The sequence below is a fragment of the Erythrobacter sp. JK5 genome (assembly GCF_018205975.1).
Lineage (GTDB): Bacteria > Pseudomonadota > Alphaproteobacteria > Sphingomonadales > Sphingomonadaceae > Erythrobacter.
In genome coordinates this window covers 1,541,412-1,557,759 of sequence record NZ_CP073577.1, presented here as the reverse complement: position 1 = coordinate 1,557,759, position 16,348 = coordinate 1,541,412, and the positions used below count along the sequence as shown (strand labels likewise).

Below are 16,348 nucleotides of genomic sequence, written 5' to 3'. Positions count from 1 at the left end.
AGGGGATTCGCTGTCGCCAGACTTAACCACCCGTTTAGGTTCGCGTTCATGTTTATGGGCTTTATTATGAACAACGCGTGAGCGAAGTCGAGCCCGCTTGATCGCCCGGGCGTGATGGCCCACATGCCCGCCATGTTCGACCATCTCGACGACGTGCAGCGTGATCTCACCAACCGGCTCATCCGTGCGGCGCGGGATCGCAGGTCGCCGATGCACACCCCCGGGGTGGTCACCAGCGACATCGATGCCCGCACGATGGTGCTGCGCGAATTCGACAGCGCGGCGTGGACCTTGCGCTTCCATACCGATAGCCGCGCGCCCAAGGTCGGCCCGATCGAGGCCGACCCTCGCATGGCGGTGCTGTTCTACGACAAGGGCGCCAAGGTGCAGATCCGCGCACGCGGGACCGGCGCGATCCTGCGCGATGCCGACGTGACGCGGCAGGCATGGGCCGACGGGTCGAACTTCGCGCGGCGGTGCTACCTTGGCGACGGACCGGGGACGCTGGCCGAGGCGCCGACATCGGGGCTCCCGGCGGAGCTCGAAGGCATCGAGCCGAGCGACGCACAGCTCGAGCCCGCATGGGACAATTTCGCGGTGCTGCTGGTCGAGCTGAGCGAGATCGACTGGCTGTACCTCGCGCATACCGGGCATGTTCGCGCACAATTCGCGCGCGGGGATGGCGGAACGTGGCAGGGGCGCTGGGTCACGCCCTAGCTATGGCCCCTCGTTTGGCGGGTCAGGCCGCTGCGGCCGTTGGCGGGGGCAGCAGCTTCACCTCCTCGATCTCGGCGAACTCGGCAATCTCGGGCTGGGCGGTCGTCGCAACCTCGGCCTTGCCATCGACGATGACGAAGCCCTCGCCTTCGACCAGCGCGACGACGGCTTCCCATGCGGCACCGTTGCGTTGCCCACTGCGCAGCACGGCGGCGACCTCTTCCAGCGTCTGGCGTCGCCGGCGTCCTCCCCAATCGTAGCGCAGCGGATCGCTTCGCCCGCATACCGCGCGCCGCTGACCGTGTGCGCGACGATGACGCAAGGCGGCTTCGTGCATTTCGCTGGCGAGGGTTTCGCGCTGGAACAGCCCGTCTAGCGCGTCGGTCTTGGTCGATGCCCGGCGCGGCCGCAGGGCGAGAGTGGCATGCACCGCGCAGGCAAAGGCGGCGGCCAGCATAAAGCCGACCGGGCCGGTCAGGATTGGAAGCGCAATGTCGCTTGCCATGTTCGGCGATGCCCCCTGTGGCGTTGCCCCGTGTCTCTAGGGGAGACTGCCCAGTGCAGGTTAACAGGCCGTAAAGGATGAACAAGCTTGCGGGGGCTGGACAACCCGCCGCCGCCTAGCGCCGCTCGAAGATCGCGAAGTCCTGCGGGTCGACTTCAGTCTGCTCGATCCGCTCGACCCGCGCGCGCGGTGGGCCTTCGTGCAGCGCGGCGATCATGCGGGCGATGGCGTGGCGATCACCCTCCAGATGCGCCTCGACCGTCGTGTCCGGCAGGTTGCGCACCCACCCCGCAAGGCCGAGGGAGCGCGCCCTCGCGATGGTCCAGTCGCGGTAGAACACGCCCTGAACCAGACCGTGGATGATGCAGTGGGTGGCGGGCATGAGCTCAACCTGTCACACATCGTCGTCGCGAACTTGATCCGGGGCAAGGCTTTTTTTTAAGCGACTTTTGCACAGGATGGTCGCCATGGAAAAGGGCGGCTGGGTCTACATCATGGCGAACCGCTATCGCGGCGGGATGTATACCGGCGTGACGGCAGACTTGCCCGCACGTGTGTGGCAGCACCGCAATGGCGAGGGTTCGGAGCATGTCGCTGCATCCGGCAAGACGATGCTGGTCTATGCCGAGCGGCACGAGGACATCGCCGATGCGATCGCGCGCGAGAAGCTGGTGAAGAAATGGCGGCGGGAGTGGAAGTTCGCGCTGATCGAGAAGGACAATCCGGAGTGGAAGGATTTGTGGGAGGATTGGTATGGGGAGGGTGATTAGCCCCGCTCAACCTTAAACGTCGCCCCGTGCTTGACACGGGGCAGGGCTTTCTTCCTTCGTAGGTTGGCGCAAAAGTAAGCCTAGGCCCGTGTCAAGCACGGGCCGACGAGAGAGGTGAGGTCGCACACAGCCCCACCGTCATCCCGGACTTGATCCGGGATAAGGCTTTTCTTCTTGGTTGGCGCGTTGTGTAAGAAGCGGGACCCCTGACCAACTCCGGGGGGACGCCGTCACGGTTACCTCGTCTCTGCAACTTCGTCATCAGGTGACGGTAGCAACTTTCCTTCGGCTTCGATTGCAGCTTGAGGCACTGACCTCTCGGTAATCGCTGCGTACGCTTGCACGATGGCAGCCGACGCAACGATTGTCGCGGCTATCGCAGACCAGACAGCTGCCCTATTCGCCGCCCTCTGGGAAGTATCGCTGGCGGCTCGCTGCCCAGCGAGGAAATCCCGCTGTTCCTTTTGTTGTTGTGCCAAAAACCCTTTGAGCTTGGCCAGATTACCGCCCTGCTGATCGGCATGCGATCCAATCGCTTCGATTAGGCGATTTAGCTGCTCTTCGTTCATGCAGTAGCTTTCCTCCTATCACCGAGTCAGCTTCTTATAAGCCAACCGCGTAGGCCGATCCGCCGCGTCGCCCAGCCGCCGCCGCTTATCCTCTTCATACGCCTCGAAGTTCCCCTCGAACCATTCGACGTGGCTGTTGCCCTCAAACGCCAGAATGTGCGTCGCGAGACGATCCAGAAAGAAGCGGTCGTGCGAGATCACCACGGCGCAGCCGGCGAAGTTCTCGATCGCGTCTTCCAGCGCGGCCAAGGTCTCGACGTCGAGGTCGTTGGTCGGCTCGTCGAGCAGCAGCACGTTGCCGCCCTCTTTCAGCATCTTGGCCATGTGCACGCGGTTGCGTTCGCCGCCCGAGAGCTTGCCGACATTCTTCTGCTGGTCCGGCCCCTTGAAGTTGAACGCGCCGACATAGGCGCGGGTCGACATGTCGTGGCCGTTGACCTTCATGTAATCGAGCCCGTCGGAGATTTCCTCCCAGACGTTGTTGGTCGGCGTCAGGTCGTCGCGCGACTGGTCGACATAGCCGAGGCGGACGGTGTCGCCGATCTCGATGCTGCCGCTGTCGGGGGTTTCCTGCCCGGTGATGATCTTGAACAGCGTGGACTTGCCCGCGCCGTTTGGCCCGATCACGCCGACGATGCCGCCGGGGGGCAGCATGAAGGAAAGGTTTTCGAACAAGAGCTTGTCGCCATAGGCCTTGGTGAGGTTCTTCGCCTCGATCACCTTGCCGCCGAGCCGTTCGGGGACCTGGATGACGATCTGCGCCTTGCCGGGGGTGCGGTTGCCCTGCGCTTCCTGCAGCTCTTCGAACTTGCGGATACGCGCCTTGGACTTGGTCTGGCGCGCGGATGGCGTCTGCCGGATCCATTCGAGCTCGCGTTGCAGCGCCTTCTGCTTGCCGCTCTCCTCGCGGCTTTCCTGTTCGAGACGCTTGGCCTTCTTCTCGAGATAGGTCGAGTAGTTGCCTTCGTAGGGGTAGTAGGAACCGCGATCGAGCTCGAGGATCCATTCCACCACATTGTCGAGGAAGTAGCGATCGTGGGTGATCATCAGCACCGCACCGGCATATTCCTTGAGGTGGTTCTCGAGCCATTCGACGGATTCCGCGTCGAGGTGGTTGGTCGGCTCGTCCAGCAGCAGGATCGAGGGCTTCTGGATCAGCAGCCGGGTCAGCGCGACACGGCGCTTCTCGCCGCCCGAAAGGCTTTCGACGCCCATGTCCGACGGCGGGCAGCGCAGCGCCTCCATCGCGATTTCGAGCTGGTTGTCGAGCGTCCAGCCATCGACCGCGTCGATCTTCGCCTGCAGCTCGGCCATCTTGTCGCCGAGCGCGTCGAAATCGGCGTCGGGTTCGGCCATCTGCGCGGAGACGGCGTTGAATTCCTCGACCAGCTGCGCGGTTTCAAGCGCACCTTCGCGCACGTTTTCGAGCACGGTCTTGGTCGAATCGAGCTCCGGCTCCTGCGGCAGGTAGCCGACGGTGATGTTCTCGCCCGCCCAGGCCTCGCCCGAAAAATCGGTGTCGATCCCGGCCATGATCTTCATCAGGGTCGATTTGCCCGCGCCGTTGGGCCCGACGATGCCGATCTTCGCGCCCTGGTAGAATTGGAGGCTGATGTTCGACAGCACCGGCTTCTGGGCACCGGGGAAGCTCTTGGTCATGCCTTTCATGACGAATGCGTATTGCGCGGCCATCGTGGGGTCGTCCTTGTCGATCGGGTATCTGGGTGAAAGTCTCGCTGCGCAGATAGGGCGCAGGCGGGGGCAGGGCAAGCTGGACTTGGCGCCGCACCATGGATAGCAGCGCATGCCATGCATAAGATGATCCTCGCGCTCGCCGCATTCACCGCTCCTGCCGTTCTTGGTGCCCAGCAATGGGATGGCGCGTTGGCGCACCTCTCGCGGGGGCAGAACCCCGACGGAACGCCGATCGTTGTGCAGGGAACGCTGGAAGAGATCGCGGATGCCGCGCTGGAACGCGACGGGATCGCGTGGGATTTCGTCGAGGGCGTCACCACCGAAGTCGGACCGCGGCAGGCGGGAACCGAGGCGGAAACGCGCGGGCGGGTCTGGGCGATGCAATGGCTGACCCGGCATGGATTCCAGAATGTTGCCGACGAGCCGTTCGAAATGGACACCTGGGTACCGGGCGATCTCGCACGGGCGCGGGTGACCGCCCCGTTTGCGCAGGACCTCGTCGTCCTGCCGCTGGGCGACAGCGCGGCGACGCCGGCAGGCGGGATCGAGGCCGAAGTGGTGTACTTCCGCACGGTCGACGAACTGCGCGCGGCCCCGGCGTCGAGCCTGCAGGGCAAGATCGCCTACATCAGCCACCAGATGCGGCGCGCGCAGGACGGTTCGCATTACGGGTTTGCCGGGCCTGCACGCTGGATCGCGCCCGCGATCGCTTCGCAAAAGGGTGCGGTCGCGGTGGTCATCAAGTCGGTCGGCACCGACTACCATCGCAACCCGCATACCGGCGGGACATCGTGGGGCGACGAGGCCGACCCGATCCCCGCCGGAGCCTTGTCATTGCCCGACGCCGAAAATCTCGAGCGGATGTTCGAACGCGCAGGCGACCGCCCGGTCACCCTGAGGCTCGAGATGAACCCGCGCCGCATCGGCAAGCAGATCAGCGGCAACGTCGTCGGCGAGATCGTCGGTCGCAATCCCGATCTGCCGCCGGTGCTGCTGGCGTGCCATCTCGACAGCTGGTGGAACGCGCCCGGAGCCTTCGATGATGGTGCGGGATGCGGGATCATCGCCGCCGCCGCGCTGAATGTCGCTGCGAGCGGCCAGCCGCTGCGCACCGTCCGGGTGCTGTTCGCCGGGGCCGAGGAGGTCGGATTGTGGGGTAGCCGCGCCTACAGCGCCGCGCATATCGACGAGCCGATCGCGGTCGGGATCGAGAGCGATTTCGGCGCGGACCGCATCTGGCGGTTCGAAAGCAATTTTGGCGAGAGCAATCCCGATCTGCACGCAAGAATCGCGAGTGCGGTCGCGCGTTTCGGCGTGGCCAATTCGACCATCGTCGCCAGTGGCGGTGCGGACCTGAACATCGCGCGCGACCAGCAGACCGCGATCATCGATCTGCAGCAGGACGGCACGCGCTATTTCGATCTCCACCACACGCCCGACGACACGCTCGACAAGATCGATATCGCGCAACTGCGCCAGAATGTGGCGGTTTGGACGCAGGTCGCCGGAATCCTCGCCAACGAGCCGCGCTCGATCCAGACAGGCGGTATCGAGCCGAGCGCGCCTGCGGTGATGGACAGGTAGTCGGAGCCAAGTGCGCTCCCGGGCGTTGATCCCCCGTTAAAGGGGAGAGACGCCATCTTTGTAGAAACCACCGCGCTCGATCTGGCGCTTCGCGGCATCATTCTCGCGGCGGTCGCGCTCATCTGGGTAACGCTGCTGATCCGGGTCAACGGCCTGCGCACACTGTCGAAGATGACCAATTTCGACTTCGTGATGACGGTCGCGATGGGCAGCGTCGCCGCCGGGGTGATCCAGGCCAGCGACTGGCAGACCTTTGCGCAGGCGATGATCGGCATGGCCGGTCTCGTTATCGCGCAATACATCGCTGCGAAATTGCGATCGTCCTCGGACCGGGTGGAACAGGTGATGCAGAACCAGCCGCTGCTGATCATGCGCGACGGCCAGATCCTGTCCGATGCGCTCGGTCAGGCGCGCATGGCCGAAAGCGACCTGATCGCCAAGCTGCGCGAGGCGAACGTGCTCGACTTTTCCGAAGTGCGCGCGGTGGTGCTCGAAACGACCGGCGACGTGTCGGTGCTCCACGGTCAGAAGCTGGACGAGCGCCTGATCGAGAACGTGAAAAGCGCCGACTAGCCGGCGACAAATCCGGTCATGGCCGGAGCCCTCCGATCCGGGAACAGGCGCGCCATCGTGTGCTCGGGATCGAGCCCGAAATGCTCCGCGCTTGCCCCGGCCAGCACGCTTTCGAGCGCGATAGTCGGCCGCAGGTCCCGGCCTTCGTACAGCTCGCCGTCCTTCAGCCCGGGCCAGTCCGCGATCACGCGACCGCCGCGCAGCGCGCCGCCCATCGCCAGCGCCGCGCCAGCGGTTCCGTGATCGGTCCCGCCCGTGCCGTTATAGCGGACGGTCCGTCCGAATTCGGTCACTGCGAGCACCAGAGTGCTGGCCCAGGCCGGGCCCATCGCGGCGCGATAGGCACCGAGCAGCGCATCGAGCTGACCCGCCTGGCGATTGAACGCGTTGCGCTGGTTGGCGTGGCTGTCCCATCCGCTCAGCTCGATCATGCCGATGCGTGCGCCGCCGCGTTCGCGCATCAGCGAGGCGGCGAGCTCGCCAGCGGCCCTGGCGTCGCGCAGATTGCGCAGATTGTCACCGCCCGCCATCTCGCGCGTCTCCAGCGCGCGTTGCCACAGCTGGCCGAGCTGGGCGTCCTCTGCATACAGCAGCGACACCCGCTCCATGAAAGCGTCGCTCGCCTGCGGCAGCGATGACGGCGCGTAGCTCGATACGGGCGCTTCGCCGCGCAGCGCCAGCGGCACGGTCGGTGCGATCGCGAGCGCCTTGGGTGCAGCGCCCGAACCGTCGACCGGCATCATGCCGACCAGCCGGTTGAGCCAGCCATCACGCTGGGCGTAGGGCTTCGTTCCGCCTGTTTCGAGCAGGTTCTGTCCGTCGAAATGCGACCGCTCGCGATACGCGGTTGCGGTCGCATGCACGAACAGCGCCTGGTTTTCGGCATAGGCCGCAGCAACCTGCTGGAACGCGGGATGGATCGCGAAGAACCCGCCCGCCTTCGGCGCGCTCTCGTAGTCGGGCAGACCGAAGCCGCGCACCTGTTCGTAGGCCGGATCGCCGAGCGGCGCGAGCATCGCCAGCCCGTCTGCGGCTCCGCGCAACACCACCAGCAACAGGTTGCGATCACCCGCCGCGCGGGCAAACACCATGCGCGGGAGCGCGAAACTCGCCGCGCCGAGCGCCAGCGATCCGCCAAGCAACCTGCGTCGATCGAGGGAATGGAGCATGCCTGTCATCTCCGCATCATTTCGGGCGACACCAGCAACAGACCGAGCGCCTGCGTGCCGCTTTCGGCGCGGTCCAGCCAGGTGCGCGTGGTCTCGCTCAACGTGCCGGGGAAAGCCGCTTCGGCGCGGGCTGCGACATCGCCTGCGGGGACATTGCGCGCGATCCGTTCGGCCAGCTCGACCCGGCGGAACAGCGCATCGGGCCCGGCCCAGCTGCCTGCGCGATCATCGTAGCCAGCGGGCGAAGGGGCCTGCCACGGCACCTGGCCGATTTCCTTGAGGACACCCACGGTCCGCCGCGCACCGAGCCCCTCGACTCCGGTCAGACGCAGCACCGATACCAGCCATTCGAAGGGTGCGCGGTATTTGACCGGACCCGTGGCCCACGACTCGGGGGCATCGATCAGGGCGCGGACAAGGCTTGCGAGGTCGCCCTCGGTGGCGAGGAAATCCTGTTCGAGACGGCGCACCAGACCCTGCGGCGGATCGTCGCCGGCGAAATGTCGCGCCAGCTTGGTCGCGATGAAGCGCGCGGTCGACGGATGCGCGGCGAGATCGTCGAGAATGTCGAGCGCCTGACGCGCCCCGCCATCGCGATAAGTGCGGCCAAGCACGCTGCGATCGCCCGGTTCGTGCGCGACCGCGACAAACGCCGCGCCTCCGGGCTGCGGCTCGGCGAAGCGTTCGGTGCGCGGCAAACCGGGTATCGTCCAGCCGGTCAGCGCCCGCGCCAGTTCGGCAACGTCGGTCTGCGAATAGCCGCCGCCGACCCCGAGCGTGTGCAGTTCGAGCACTTCGCGGGCGAGGTTTTCGTTGAGGCCGCGCGGGCCGCGCGCGCTCTTGCGGCGGCGCATCATGAAGCGCGAACTGGGTCCAATTGACTGGAACTGGTCGAGATAGAGCAGCATCGCCGGATGCAGCACCGCCGCCTTGAGCATGTCCGAAAACCGGCCGAGAACATGCGGGCGGATCGCTCCGAATTCGTGATTGCCGACCTGGTGCGCTGTTCCCGCCTTGCCGACCGATACGCTGAAATGGTTCGACCAGAAATGCACCAGCCGCTCGACCATGGGCGTCTCGCTGGCGACCGCGATGTCGGTGCGCAGCTGCACGTCCTCACGAAACACGTCAAAGCCCGCGACAAAGGCGCGGCGCAGTTCCGGCGGCAGGGCGTCGCGTCCGGCTTGCCGACGGCTGCGGGACATACCGGGGTCTGCCATGCCTGGTCCGGCCATGGCTGCCTCGGTCTCGCGCTCCATGCGCTTGAGATAATCCTGCCGCTGGCGGCGCTGGCTGCGGATCAGTTGCAGCAGTTCCCCGGCCTCGCCCGAAGTGTCGGCGCGGGCGGCGAGCGCTGCGGGTCGCGGGTCGTAGGCGTCGAGCTGGCGCAGCAGTGCGCGCCGCGCGTCGTCCGGCGGGGACTCGCCGCGCCGCAAACCGTAACCGAAGCGGTTGAGCGCGATATGCGGCTGCGATGTCGCCATGCTGGTCTTCCGGTTCTCCTGCTGCGCGCGATCATGACTCGCCGGACCGGCGATGTCACGCTGCGGCGCGTCGCGAATTGTCGCGGGCATGAAGAAGACGGCGCGCGCGGAAAAACCCTTCGCGCCGGGCCGGGAGGGTCGATACCGATGGTCGGGGAGACTGGATTCGAACCAGCGACCCCCTGTACCCAAAACAGGTGCGCTACCAGGCTGCGCCACTCCCCGACATCGGTATGCCCGTCACCGCCGCCGGTGGGCCCGGCAGGATTCGAACCCGCGACCTAGCCGTTATGAGCGGCCAGCTCTAACCGCTGAGCTACAGGCCCGTCCGGATCGACGGCGAGACGGACCCGCCCCCTACAGCGTGCATCGGGCGGAAACAAGCGTTCAGACGGGCGCGGTGCCGGGCTGGCTTTTCGTCGCATCGACGATTTCAGAAACCGTGGTCGAGCGCACCCCGCGCGTGCCGAGATAGGCATAGACCTGCCGGAACCAGTCATAGAGGCGCTCGACGTCGTCCTGGCTAGCGGCATAGGGCGTGAAGCCGGGGGCCAGCGTGGGGCTGTGAAACGACAGCACCAGCACCGGCAGTTCGAGATCGAGCGCGATGTCGATGCCGCGTATCGCCTCCTCGGCGGTCACGTCCTCTGGTGTGAGTGCGATGCGTTCAAGCAGGCGAAGCTTCGAAAATGCAGCGTAGAAGGTCGGAATATGGCGCTGGATTCGCTGCAGCGGAATGCCGAGCTGGCGCAGGATGCCCCAGTAGACCGTCGTGACCGGCAGTTCGAGCAGTTCGCGCGCTTCGTCGACCCAGTAGGGCGCGGGCGGGTGGCGGCTGTAATCGGGGCCGTGCTGGTGCGAGTAATTGAACAGCGTACGGACCGAAGTGTCGATCGCTATGCCCGCCTGCCTCAGCATGTCGGCGGTGTGCGGGCCGAGGCCGTAGCGACCAGCCCGGTAGATCAGCGGAGCGGTGCCGAAAGCGCTCTCGATCAGGTCGCGCAGCTGCGTGAATTTCGCCGCTTCGAGCGCTTGCGGCAGGTTTCCGGCATAGGAATTGCGGGTATTGACCTCTTCATCGAAAGGCGGGTTGACCCAGGGATGCAATTGCACCCCGACCTCCGCCGCCCCGCGCTGCACCGCATCGCCGATGATGTCGACCGCCCGCGGGTCGCTCGCGATCGGCCAGTCCACGAGGTAGACGGGACGCGCTCCGATATCCTCGCAAAAGCTCTGGAACCGGGCGATCTCGCCGACATGCTTCAGTCCATGGCCGTCGCGGCGAAACGGCGCTTCCCAGTCGAATTCCTCTTCGGTGTCGACCGTCAGCAGCACTTTCTGACCGAAACCGCTGGCGAAGCCCGCCAGCGCCTTGCGATCGGGCGGAATGAGCATCGAGCCGGTCACAGCGCGGCTTCCCCCCTTTGCTGGATCGCCGATCCGCCGCTCGTTTTGCGGCGCCGCAGCGATGTGATCCCTCGGGAGGCGTTTCAGGCCTCCCCGCCTGCTTCGCATCCGCCTCTGTCGCTAGGCAGGCCGCCAGCAGCGGTCAAGAGCGGCAGCAGCACGATCACCTGATCGCTGTCCTGAACCAGCGAGCCGCCCGCCGCGCGGGCTTCCGCACGGGCCAGGCGCAGGGTGAACCCGGCGCCGAACGGACCGGCATTGACGCTGCCCGCAACCGGCCTCGCTTCGGCCGAGAAGATGCTTTCTTCGCCGATCAGCTGGGCCGGCAGATCGCAGGCGAGCCGCACCACGCCGCCTTCGACCGCGAGGGTGCAGGTCAGCATCTCGCCCGAAGCGCACCCGCCTCCCAGGGTCGCGAGCAATCGCCAGACCAGCGCCTCCGCTTCGTCCGGATCGATCGCGACGCGCGCCTGTCCGTCCGCTTCCAGCAGCAGCTCGATGCCCGCCATTCGCGGGGCGAGAACCGGCGCAAGCTGGCCCACGGTGCGCGCAACCAGATCGGCCAGGTCGACATCCCCGGGTTCCATTTCCGCGACCCCGGTTTCGAGCTTGGCGAGCCGGTCGAGTTCCTCGAACCCGGCGAGGATGTGCGCGGCATCGGCGGCGATCGCGGCAGCCAGGGCGCGGTATTCGTGCGGGGCGGGGCCGAACAATTGCTGCTGGATCACTTCGGCATAGCCCTGCACCGCGGTGATCGGGGTGCGCAGTTCGTGGAGCAATTGCCGGATGCGGTCGGCCTCGCGCGCGGCGCGGCTCGCGCTTGCATCGTTCGCTGCCGACTGGCGCAAGAAGCGCCCGACATATCCGGCGAAATTGCCATCCTCGGTAAAACGCGGCTGGGCATCGACAATCCAGTCGCCCGCGATCGCGCTGGCACCGGACAATTGCGTGGCGGCCTGCACGATCGGCTGACGCCGGGCAAATGCCCGGTCGAGCGCGCTCCGCCGCACATCCTCGCCGAGCGTGCGCGGTGCCGCGAGCCGGATGCCGATCACCATCGCCGCCACTTCGGAATCGGCCCATTCGATCCGTCCGGCGGCGTCGGCGGCAAACCCGAACCCGGCAATCCGCCGGTCGATCGGCGCAGCGTCATCCTCCAGCGGGAGGCGGGGCGAAAGCTCGGCATCGGCGGTTTCGGCATCGCGGGTGCGGCGGAATTGCGCGATTCGCTCCACCAGCGCCGAGATTTCGCTGCGGCCGCTTTCGACCGGGTCTTCACGAGCCGGGGACACAGTATCGATCACCGGCTCTTGCCGATCGTTCGCCGGCTGGTCTTCGTCGGCAATCGCCTCGGTCAGGTCGAGCACCGCCGGTTCGGACACGCCCGGAGCGGGCAGGCCACGATCGTAGACTCCCAGCCGGTTCAGCAGCGATTCGACATCGACCGGCAAATCCTTGCGCAGCCGCAGGAATCCGCGCGCGCGCACCGGCAGGCGGGGGATCAGCGCGGTCCAGTCCTCCGCCGACAGATTGGCGCGGTTGAGCGCAGCCGAGGCCACTTCCGGTTCGAAATCGGCGAGATGCGCAGCAAGATCGGCGTTGCGGAACCGCCAGCCCGGCTCGCGGATCATCGCCGCGCGCTCGTGCGGCGGGAGACGATCCGCCAGCGCGTCCATCCGCAGCCACGCGGCCGCGATCAGGCTGTGATCGCGCCCGTATTTGCGATTCCCCAGGATATCGAGCAACTGCCTGAACTGCGTGCGTGCGCCCGCCTCGCTGTCGCCGCGCTGGCGCAACACGGTAGCAAGGCGATCGTCGAAGAACATTCAGGCAGTTACCTCGGGGCAGGCGCTGTCGCTCCGCACAGCGCAGAGCGTCTCGATGGTGCCATACCAGTCCGGCGTGTTTGTCACAGCGCATCACTTGGAGTGCGTTGCAAAGCGGGACAATTGCTGGCAGACATAATAATATTGTTCATGCGCGCGCTTCTGTGAGCATGTTCTTTCGTTCTTTTGTTGCGGAGCGGGCGAAGTATGGCCAACCTCGACGATATCGACAAACGCCTGCTGGCAGAATTGCAAGCCGAAGGGCGTGTAACCAATGTCGAGCTGGCGCAACGCGTCGGGCTGACTGCGCCGCCCTGTCTGCGCCGGGTGCGCGGGCTCGAGGAAGACGGCGTGATCCGCGGCTACCACGCCGATCTCGACCCCTCGAAGCTGGGCTTTGCCATCACCGTGTTCGCGATGGTGAGCCTGAAGAGCCAGGCGGAAAGCGCGCTGCGCGAATTCGAAGAGGCGATGCGCGAACTGCCCGAGGTGCGCGAAGTGCACATGCTCAACGGCGAAATCGATTTCATCCTCAAGATCGTGAGCAAGGACCTGCAGAGCTTTCAGGAATTCCTGACCAGCAAGCTGACCCCCGCTCCCAATGTCGACAGCGTCAAGACGTCGCTGACGATCCGCACCGCCAAGCACGAACCCGGCGTCCCGCTGTGAGCGAAGTCGAGCGGCTCGACCGGCCGCTCGAAGGCCGCTGCCTGTGCGGCGCGGTGGGCATCACGCTGACGGGCGCGCATCGCGAGGTCGATGTCTGCCACTGCACGATGTGCGCGCGATGGGGGGGATCGATGTATGCCGGGATCGAGAGCGACGGATTTTCGCTGACCGGCGAAGACAGCATCACGACCTACGATTCGAGCGAGTGGGCCGAACGCGCGTTCTGCACGAAATGCGGCAGCAACCTGTGGTACCGGTTCAAGCCCACCGGCGCGCGGACATTCCTGACCGGGTTGTTCGACGACCTGCCGGCAGGCTTGCCGATCAAGCACCAGATCTTCGTCGACGAAAAGCAAGACTGGTACGATCTCGCGCAGGACACTCCGATGAAGACCGGGCCGGAGATCGTCGCCGAAGCGAAAGCGGCCGGTTTCACATTCGATTGATGCGTGCGCCCGGATGCGCAGCCCGCATCGACAGGCAAGAAAAAGGGCGGACCGCGAAGGCCCGCCCTTTCTCGTCGGCTTTCCGCGCCGCCCTGTCTGCGGGCGTCAGAAGCTCTTGCGCGCCGTCACGCCGAAGGTGCGCGGCTGGTTGGTCTGGTAGGCCAGCCGTGCCCGGCCGCCGCGTTCGCGATCGAAGCTGAGCAGCGCATTCTCGTCGAAGATGTTGTTGGCGTAGATCTGGAACGACAGGCCGTTCTCCATATCGATCCCCGCCGACAGGTTGACGATGTCGTAGGACGGCAGCAGCAGGTCGACCGTGGTTCCGGCGTTGCCCGTCGCCCCGTTGAACGGCAGGTTGGAAACGAACGTGCGCGGGTTGTTCTCCTGGTCTGCAGGCTGGGTGAAGCGGCTGCCGACATGCGAATAGCTGGCGGAGATGAAGGCATCCGCCGTGTCGGAAATCGGCCATTCGTAGCTGCCGGTTGCCGAGAACTGGAATTCGGGCACCGACGGCAGCCGGTTGCCTTCGCGAATGCCGGTCGCCGCAGTCAGCGCGCCGGGCAGGGTGGTGTCGAATTCGGCTTCGACCCAGCTGCCCGAGAACACCAGGTCGAGACCCGCCATCGGCGATAGCCCGACTTCGACCTCGAAACCGAGCGTATGCGCCTCCTCGACGTTGAAGACGATCCGCGACGAGCAGCTGCCGGCGTCCAGAGTAACCTGCAGGTCCTTGATATCATTGTAGAACCCGGCGACGTTTGCGTAGAAGCCGTTGCCCGAGGCCTTGGCCCCGATTTCGTAGTTCCACAGGGTTTCGTCGTTGTAGTCCTGGAACCCGCCGAACAGCGCGAGATCCTGCGCGTTGCACAGCGGCACGTTGAGCGGATCGTTGACCCCGCCGAGGCGGAAGCCTTTCGAAGCCTGCGCGTTGAGCGTGACGCTGTCGGTCACATCGTAGCTCAGCAGCACGCGCGGGCTCACCCCGTCCGAGCTGGTGCGGTCGACCTGGCCGGAATCGCCGTTGGCGAACAGGCCGCCGGTGGTGATCGTGCGCACTTCCTCGAAATCGTAGTATCGCCCGCCCAGCGTCACGTCGAAACGATCGTTGATCGACCAGGTCGCCTCACCGAAAATCGCGAGCTGCTCGATATTGTAAGGCAGGTCCGAATTGAACGGAGAATCGAGGTTGGCGAACCCGTTCGCGACCGCCGCCGAGGTGCCTGCGCCGAGCGTCGCATCGGTCGCCGCCGCGTAGCCCGGAGTGGGCAGACGCTGGCGATAGAACCGGTCGGTGTCCGAATAGAACCCGCCGATGACCCACTGCAGCGGGCTGTCGTAATTCGAGGACAGGCGGACTTCCTGCGTCAGCGATTCCAGATCGGTGGTGTCGCGCAGGTTCGAAGGCAGGTTCACCGCCGCGTCGGGATAGCCGAGATCGACAGAAACCGAGCCGGTTAGCGCGCTGGCATCGCGACTGACGAGGATGTCGCGGCTGGTGAACGAGCTGACCGACGTCAGGATCACCCCGCCAAGTTCGGCCTCGACCACCATGTCGGCGATCAGGGTTTCATCCTCGAACGCTTCGCGCAGCAGCAGATATTGCTCGCGTTCGTCGAAGACCGTGGTCGGGATGGTGAAGGGGTTGGCGTACAGGTTGAAGATTTCCTGCCGGTTGAAGCCGTTGGCCTTGACCTTCTGGTAGATCACGCGAGGCGTGATGCTGAACCCTTCGCCGGTGTCGAGCTTGAACGCGATGCGGCCGCCGTAGCGCTCGCCATCGTTCACGTCCTCGCCGCCGGCCGGGCCGATCGCGTTGATGAACCCGGCATACTGGGTGTAGTAACCGACCGCGCGGATCGCCGCGTTGTCGCCCAGCGGCACGTTGATCGCGCCCTTCATGTGCCAGCCGATATCGTCGCCGTCGACGAGGTTGAGATTGCCCTCGACCTGCCCTTCGGTCACGCCGATTTCCGGCTGGTTGGTGATGTAGCGGATGGTGCCGCCGACCGAACCCGATCCGAACAGCGTTCCCTGCGGACCGCGCAGCGTTTCGACGCGGTTGAGATCGAACAGGTCGAGATCGGGGGTGAACAGCGACAGCGAAATCACCGATTCATCGAGATAGATGCCGACCTGTTCCTTCACGCCCGGCTGATCGCGCACGACCTGCCCAGCGGAAACCCCGCGGACCGAAACCTGGCTCTGGCCCGGGCCGAGGTTCTGGATCGAGAGACCGGCGACATTGCGCGACAGGTCTTCGAGCGTGCCGGCGCCGGAGCGCTGGATGTCTTCCTGGGTCTGCGCGTTGATCGAAAACGGCACGTCCTGAATGGTCGAATCCCGCTTGGTCGCGGTGACTATGATGACGTTGCCCGAAGCTTCCGCCTGGTCGTCGGTCTCGCCGTCTTGTGCCCATGCGGGGGTGGCGAACAGCACAGGCGCGCAGCCGACCAGCAAAGCGGCGCGCAAGACGGTCGACTTGGATACGATCCCGTTACTCATGAATTCTCTCCCAACCATGAGACTATGATGGCGGGATTCTACGCCTTTTCGGGGTTCGGAACATATCGGCGATGGCGGAGCGGAGGAATTTGCGCGGCAGCTGTGTTATCCAAGTAACACTCGTTGTGGCCACGCGGTCGTTCGAAAGCAGGTTCGGGCAAGGACGCGGCTACGGCGATCGCCTTTCCGCTCGCACGGACAGGGGAATAGTAACAATTCCTCATCCGACCCGCCGCGGCATCCCGCCGCGCCAGCCGCAAGAAAGGACGTGGCCAGCGGGGCGGCGCGCGGGTTGGCGTCGGTATCGGGTTCTTGCGACCGAGAAAGCCCGGCGGTCTGCACACCATTCCTCGCGGTCAGCCAGCGGCTCTTCTCGCCCGCCGATCCATCTTTCGCACCAGCGTGATGAACTGCCAGCCGAGGTCTTCGAGG

15 protein-coding genes and 2 tRNA genes are annotated in these 16,348 nt (G+C 65.6%); 6 read left to right on the top strand and 11 right to left on the bottom strand.

Translation table 11 applies throughout. From position 1 onward, the window contains the following. Positions 1-114: 114 nt before the first annotated feature. On the top strand, positions 115-717 hold the full coding sequence (locus KDC96_RS07615; RefSeq protein WP_249171970.1) for a pyridoxamine 5'-phosphate oxidase family protein: 603 nt from the start codon (positions 115-117) through the stop codon (positions 715-717). A gap of 22 nt (positions 718-739) precedes the next feature. On the opposite strand, the gene KDC96_RS07610 is transcribed toward KDC96_RS07615, so the two are convergent. Both KDC96_RS07610 and KDC96_RS07605 read right to left on the bottom strand, forming a co-directional pair. Then, positions 740-1,222 (bottom strand): hypothetical protein, encoded by a 483-nt coding sequence (locus KDC96_RS07610; RefSeq protein WP_212452013.1) that lies wholly within the window; start codon positions 1,220-1,222, stop codon positions 740-742. 115 nt (positions 1,223-1,337) lie between these two features. Further along, the gene (locus tag KDC96_RS07605) at positions 1,338-1,604 is read right to left on the bottom strand and encodes an acylphosphatase (RefSeq protein WP_212452011.1); all 267 of its coding nucleotides are present in this window, start codon (positions 1,602-1,604) and stop codon (positions 1,338-1,340) included. Between the two features lie 76 nt (positions 1,605-1,680). Between KDC96_RS07605 and KDC96_RS07600 the strand changes: the two genes are divergently transcribed. After that, entirely contained in the window at positions 1,681-1,992 is a 312-nt protein-coding gene (locus KDC96_RS07600; RefSeq protein ID WP_212452008.1) for a GIY-YIG nuclease family protein, read from the top strand. A gap of 236 nt (positions 1,993-2,228) precedes the next feature. Here KDC96_RS07600 and KDC96_RS07595 read toward each other — a convergent pair whose 3' ends face one another. Both KDC96_RS07595 and ettA read right to left on the bottom strand, forming a co-directional pair. Further along, on the bottom strand, positions 2,229-2,561 hold the full coding sequence (locus tag KDC96_RS07595) for a hypothetical protein (RefSeq protein WP_212452006.1): 333 nt from the start codon (positions 2,559-2,561) through the stop codon (positions 2,229-2,231). 18 nt (positions 2,562-2,579) lie between these two features. Then, entirely contained in the window at positions 2,580-4,253 is a 1,674-nt protein-coding gene (gene ettA, locus KDC96_RS07590; protein ID WP_212452004.1) for an energy-dependent translational throttle protein EttA, read from the bottom strand. A gap of 117 nt (positions 4,254-4,370) precedes the next feature. On the opposite strand from ettA, the gene KDC96_RS07585 reads away from it, so the two are divergent. Both KDC96_RS07585 and KDC96_RS07580 read left to right on the top strand, forming a co-directional pair. Next, complete coding sequence (locus KDC96_RS07585) at positions 4,371-5,840, top strand: M20/M25/M40 family metallo-hydrolase (RefSeq protein ID WP_212452002.1); 1,470 nt, start codon at positions 4,371-4,373, stop codon at positions 5,838-5,840. Positions 5,841-6,011: 171 nt separating this feature from the next. Continuing rightward, the gene (locus KDC96_RS07580; RefSeq protein WP_249171969.1) at positions 6,012-6,413 is read left to right on the top strand and encodes a DUF421 domain-containing protein; all 402 of its coding nucleotides are present in this window, start codon (positions 6,012-6,014) and stop codon (positions 6,411-6,413) included. Here KDC96_RS07580 and KDC96_RS07575 read toward each other — a convergent pair. From KDC96_RS07575 to KDC96_RS07550, 6 genes are all read right to left on the bottom strand, one after another. Next, on the bottom strand, positions 6,410-7,582 hold the full coding sequence (locus KDC96_RS07575) for a DUF1501 domain-containing protein (protein ID WP_212452000.1): 1,173 nt from the start codon (positions 7,580-7,582) through the stop codon (positions 6,410-6,412). The two genes, KDC96_RS07580 and KDC96_RS07575, sit on opposite strands and share 4 nt — an antisense overlap. A 5-nt stretch (positions 7,583-7,587) precedes the next feature. Further along, the gene (locus tag KDC96_RS07570; RefSeq protein ID WP_212451998.1) at positions 7,588-9,156 is read right to left on the bottom strand and encodes a DUF1800 family protein; all 1,569 of its coding nucleotides are present in this window, start codon (positions 9,154-9,156) and stop codon (positions 7,588-7,590) included. A 58-nt stretch (positions 9,157-9,214) separates the two neighbouring features. Continuing rightward, positions 9,215-9,291: transfer RNA gene (locus tag KDC96_RS07565), tRNA-Pro, on the bottom strand. Positions 9,292-9,319: 28 nt separating this feature from the next. Then, a tRNA-Ile gene (locus tag KDC96_RS07560) sits at positions 9,320-9,392 on the bottom strand. Between the two features lie 61 nt (positions 9,393-9,453). Then, positions 9,454-10,461: a polysaccharide deacetylase family protein gene (locus KDC96_RS07555; protein WP_212452488.1), complete on the bottom strand. Its 1,008-nt coding sequence runs from the start codon at positions 10,459-10,461 to the stop codon at positions 9,454-9,456. A gap of 95 nt (positions 10,462-10,556) precedes the next feature. Then, the gene (locus tag KDC96_RS07550) at positions 10,557-12,299 is read right to left on the bottom strand and encodes a HAMP domain-containing histidine kinase (RefSeq protein ID WP_212451996.1); all 1,743 of its coding nucleotides are present in this window, start codon (positions 12,297-12,299) and stop codon (positions 10,557-10,559) included. Positions 12,300-12,506: 207 nt separating this feature from the next. On the opposite strand from KDC96_RS07550, the gene KDC96_RS07545 reads away from it, so the two are divergent. Both KDC96_RS07545 and KDC96_RS07540 read left to right on the top strand, forming a co-directional pair. Further along, a complete protein-coding gene (locus tag KDC96_RS07545) occupies positions 12,507-12,968 on the top strand; it encodes an Lrp/AsnC family transcriptional regulator (protein ID WP_212451993.1) in 462 nt (153 codons plus the stop codon). Then, positions 12,965-13,414, top strand: coding sequence for a GFA family protein (locus tag KDC96_RS07540; protein WP_212451991.1), 450 nt, complete (start codon positions 12,965-12,967; stop codon positions 13,412-13,414). The genes KDC96_RS07545 and KDC96_RS07540 overlap by 4 nt, the downstream gene beginning before the upstream one ends. A gap of 105 nt (positions 13,415-13,519) precedes the next feature. Here KDC96_RS07540 and KDC96_RS07535 read toward each other — a convergent pair whose 3' ends face one another. Next, a complete protein-coding gene (locus KDC96_RS07535; protein WP_212451989.1) occupies positions 13,520-15,916 on the bottom strand; it encodes a TonB-dependent receptor in 2,397 nt (798 codons plus the stop codon). Positions 15,917-16,348: the final 432 nt, after the last annotated feature.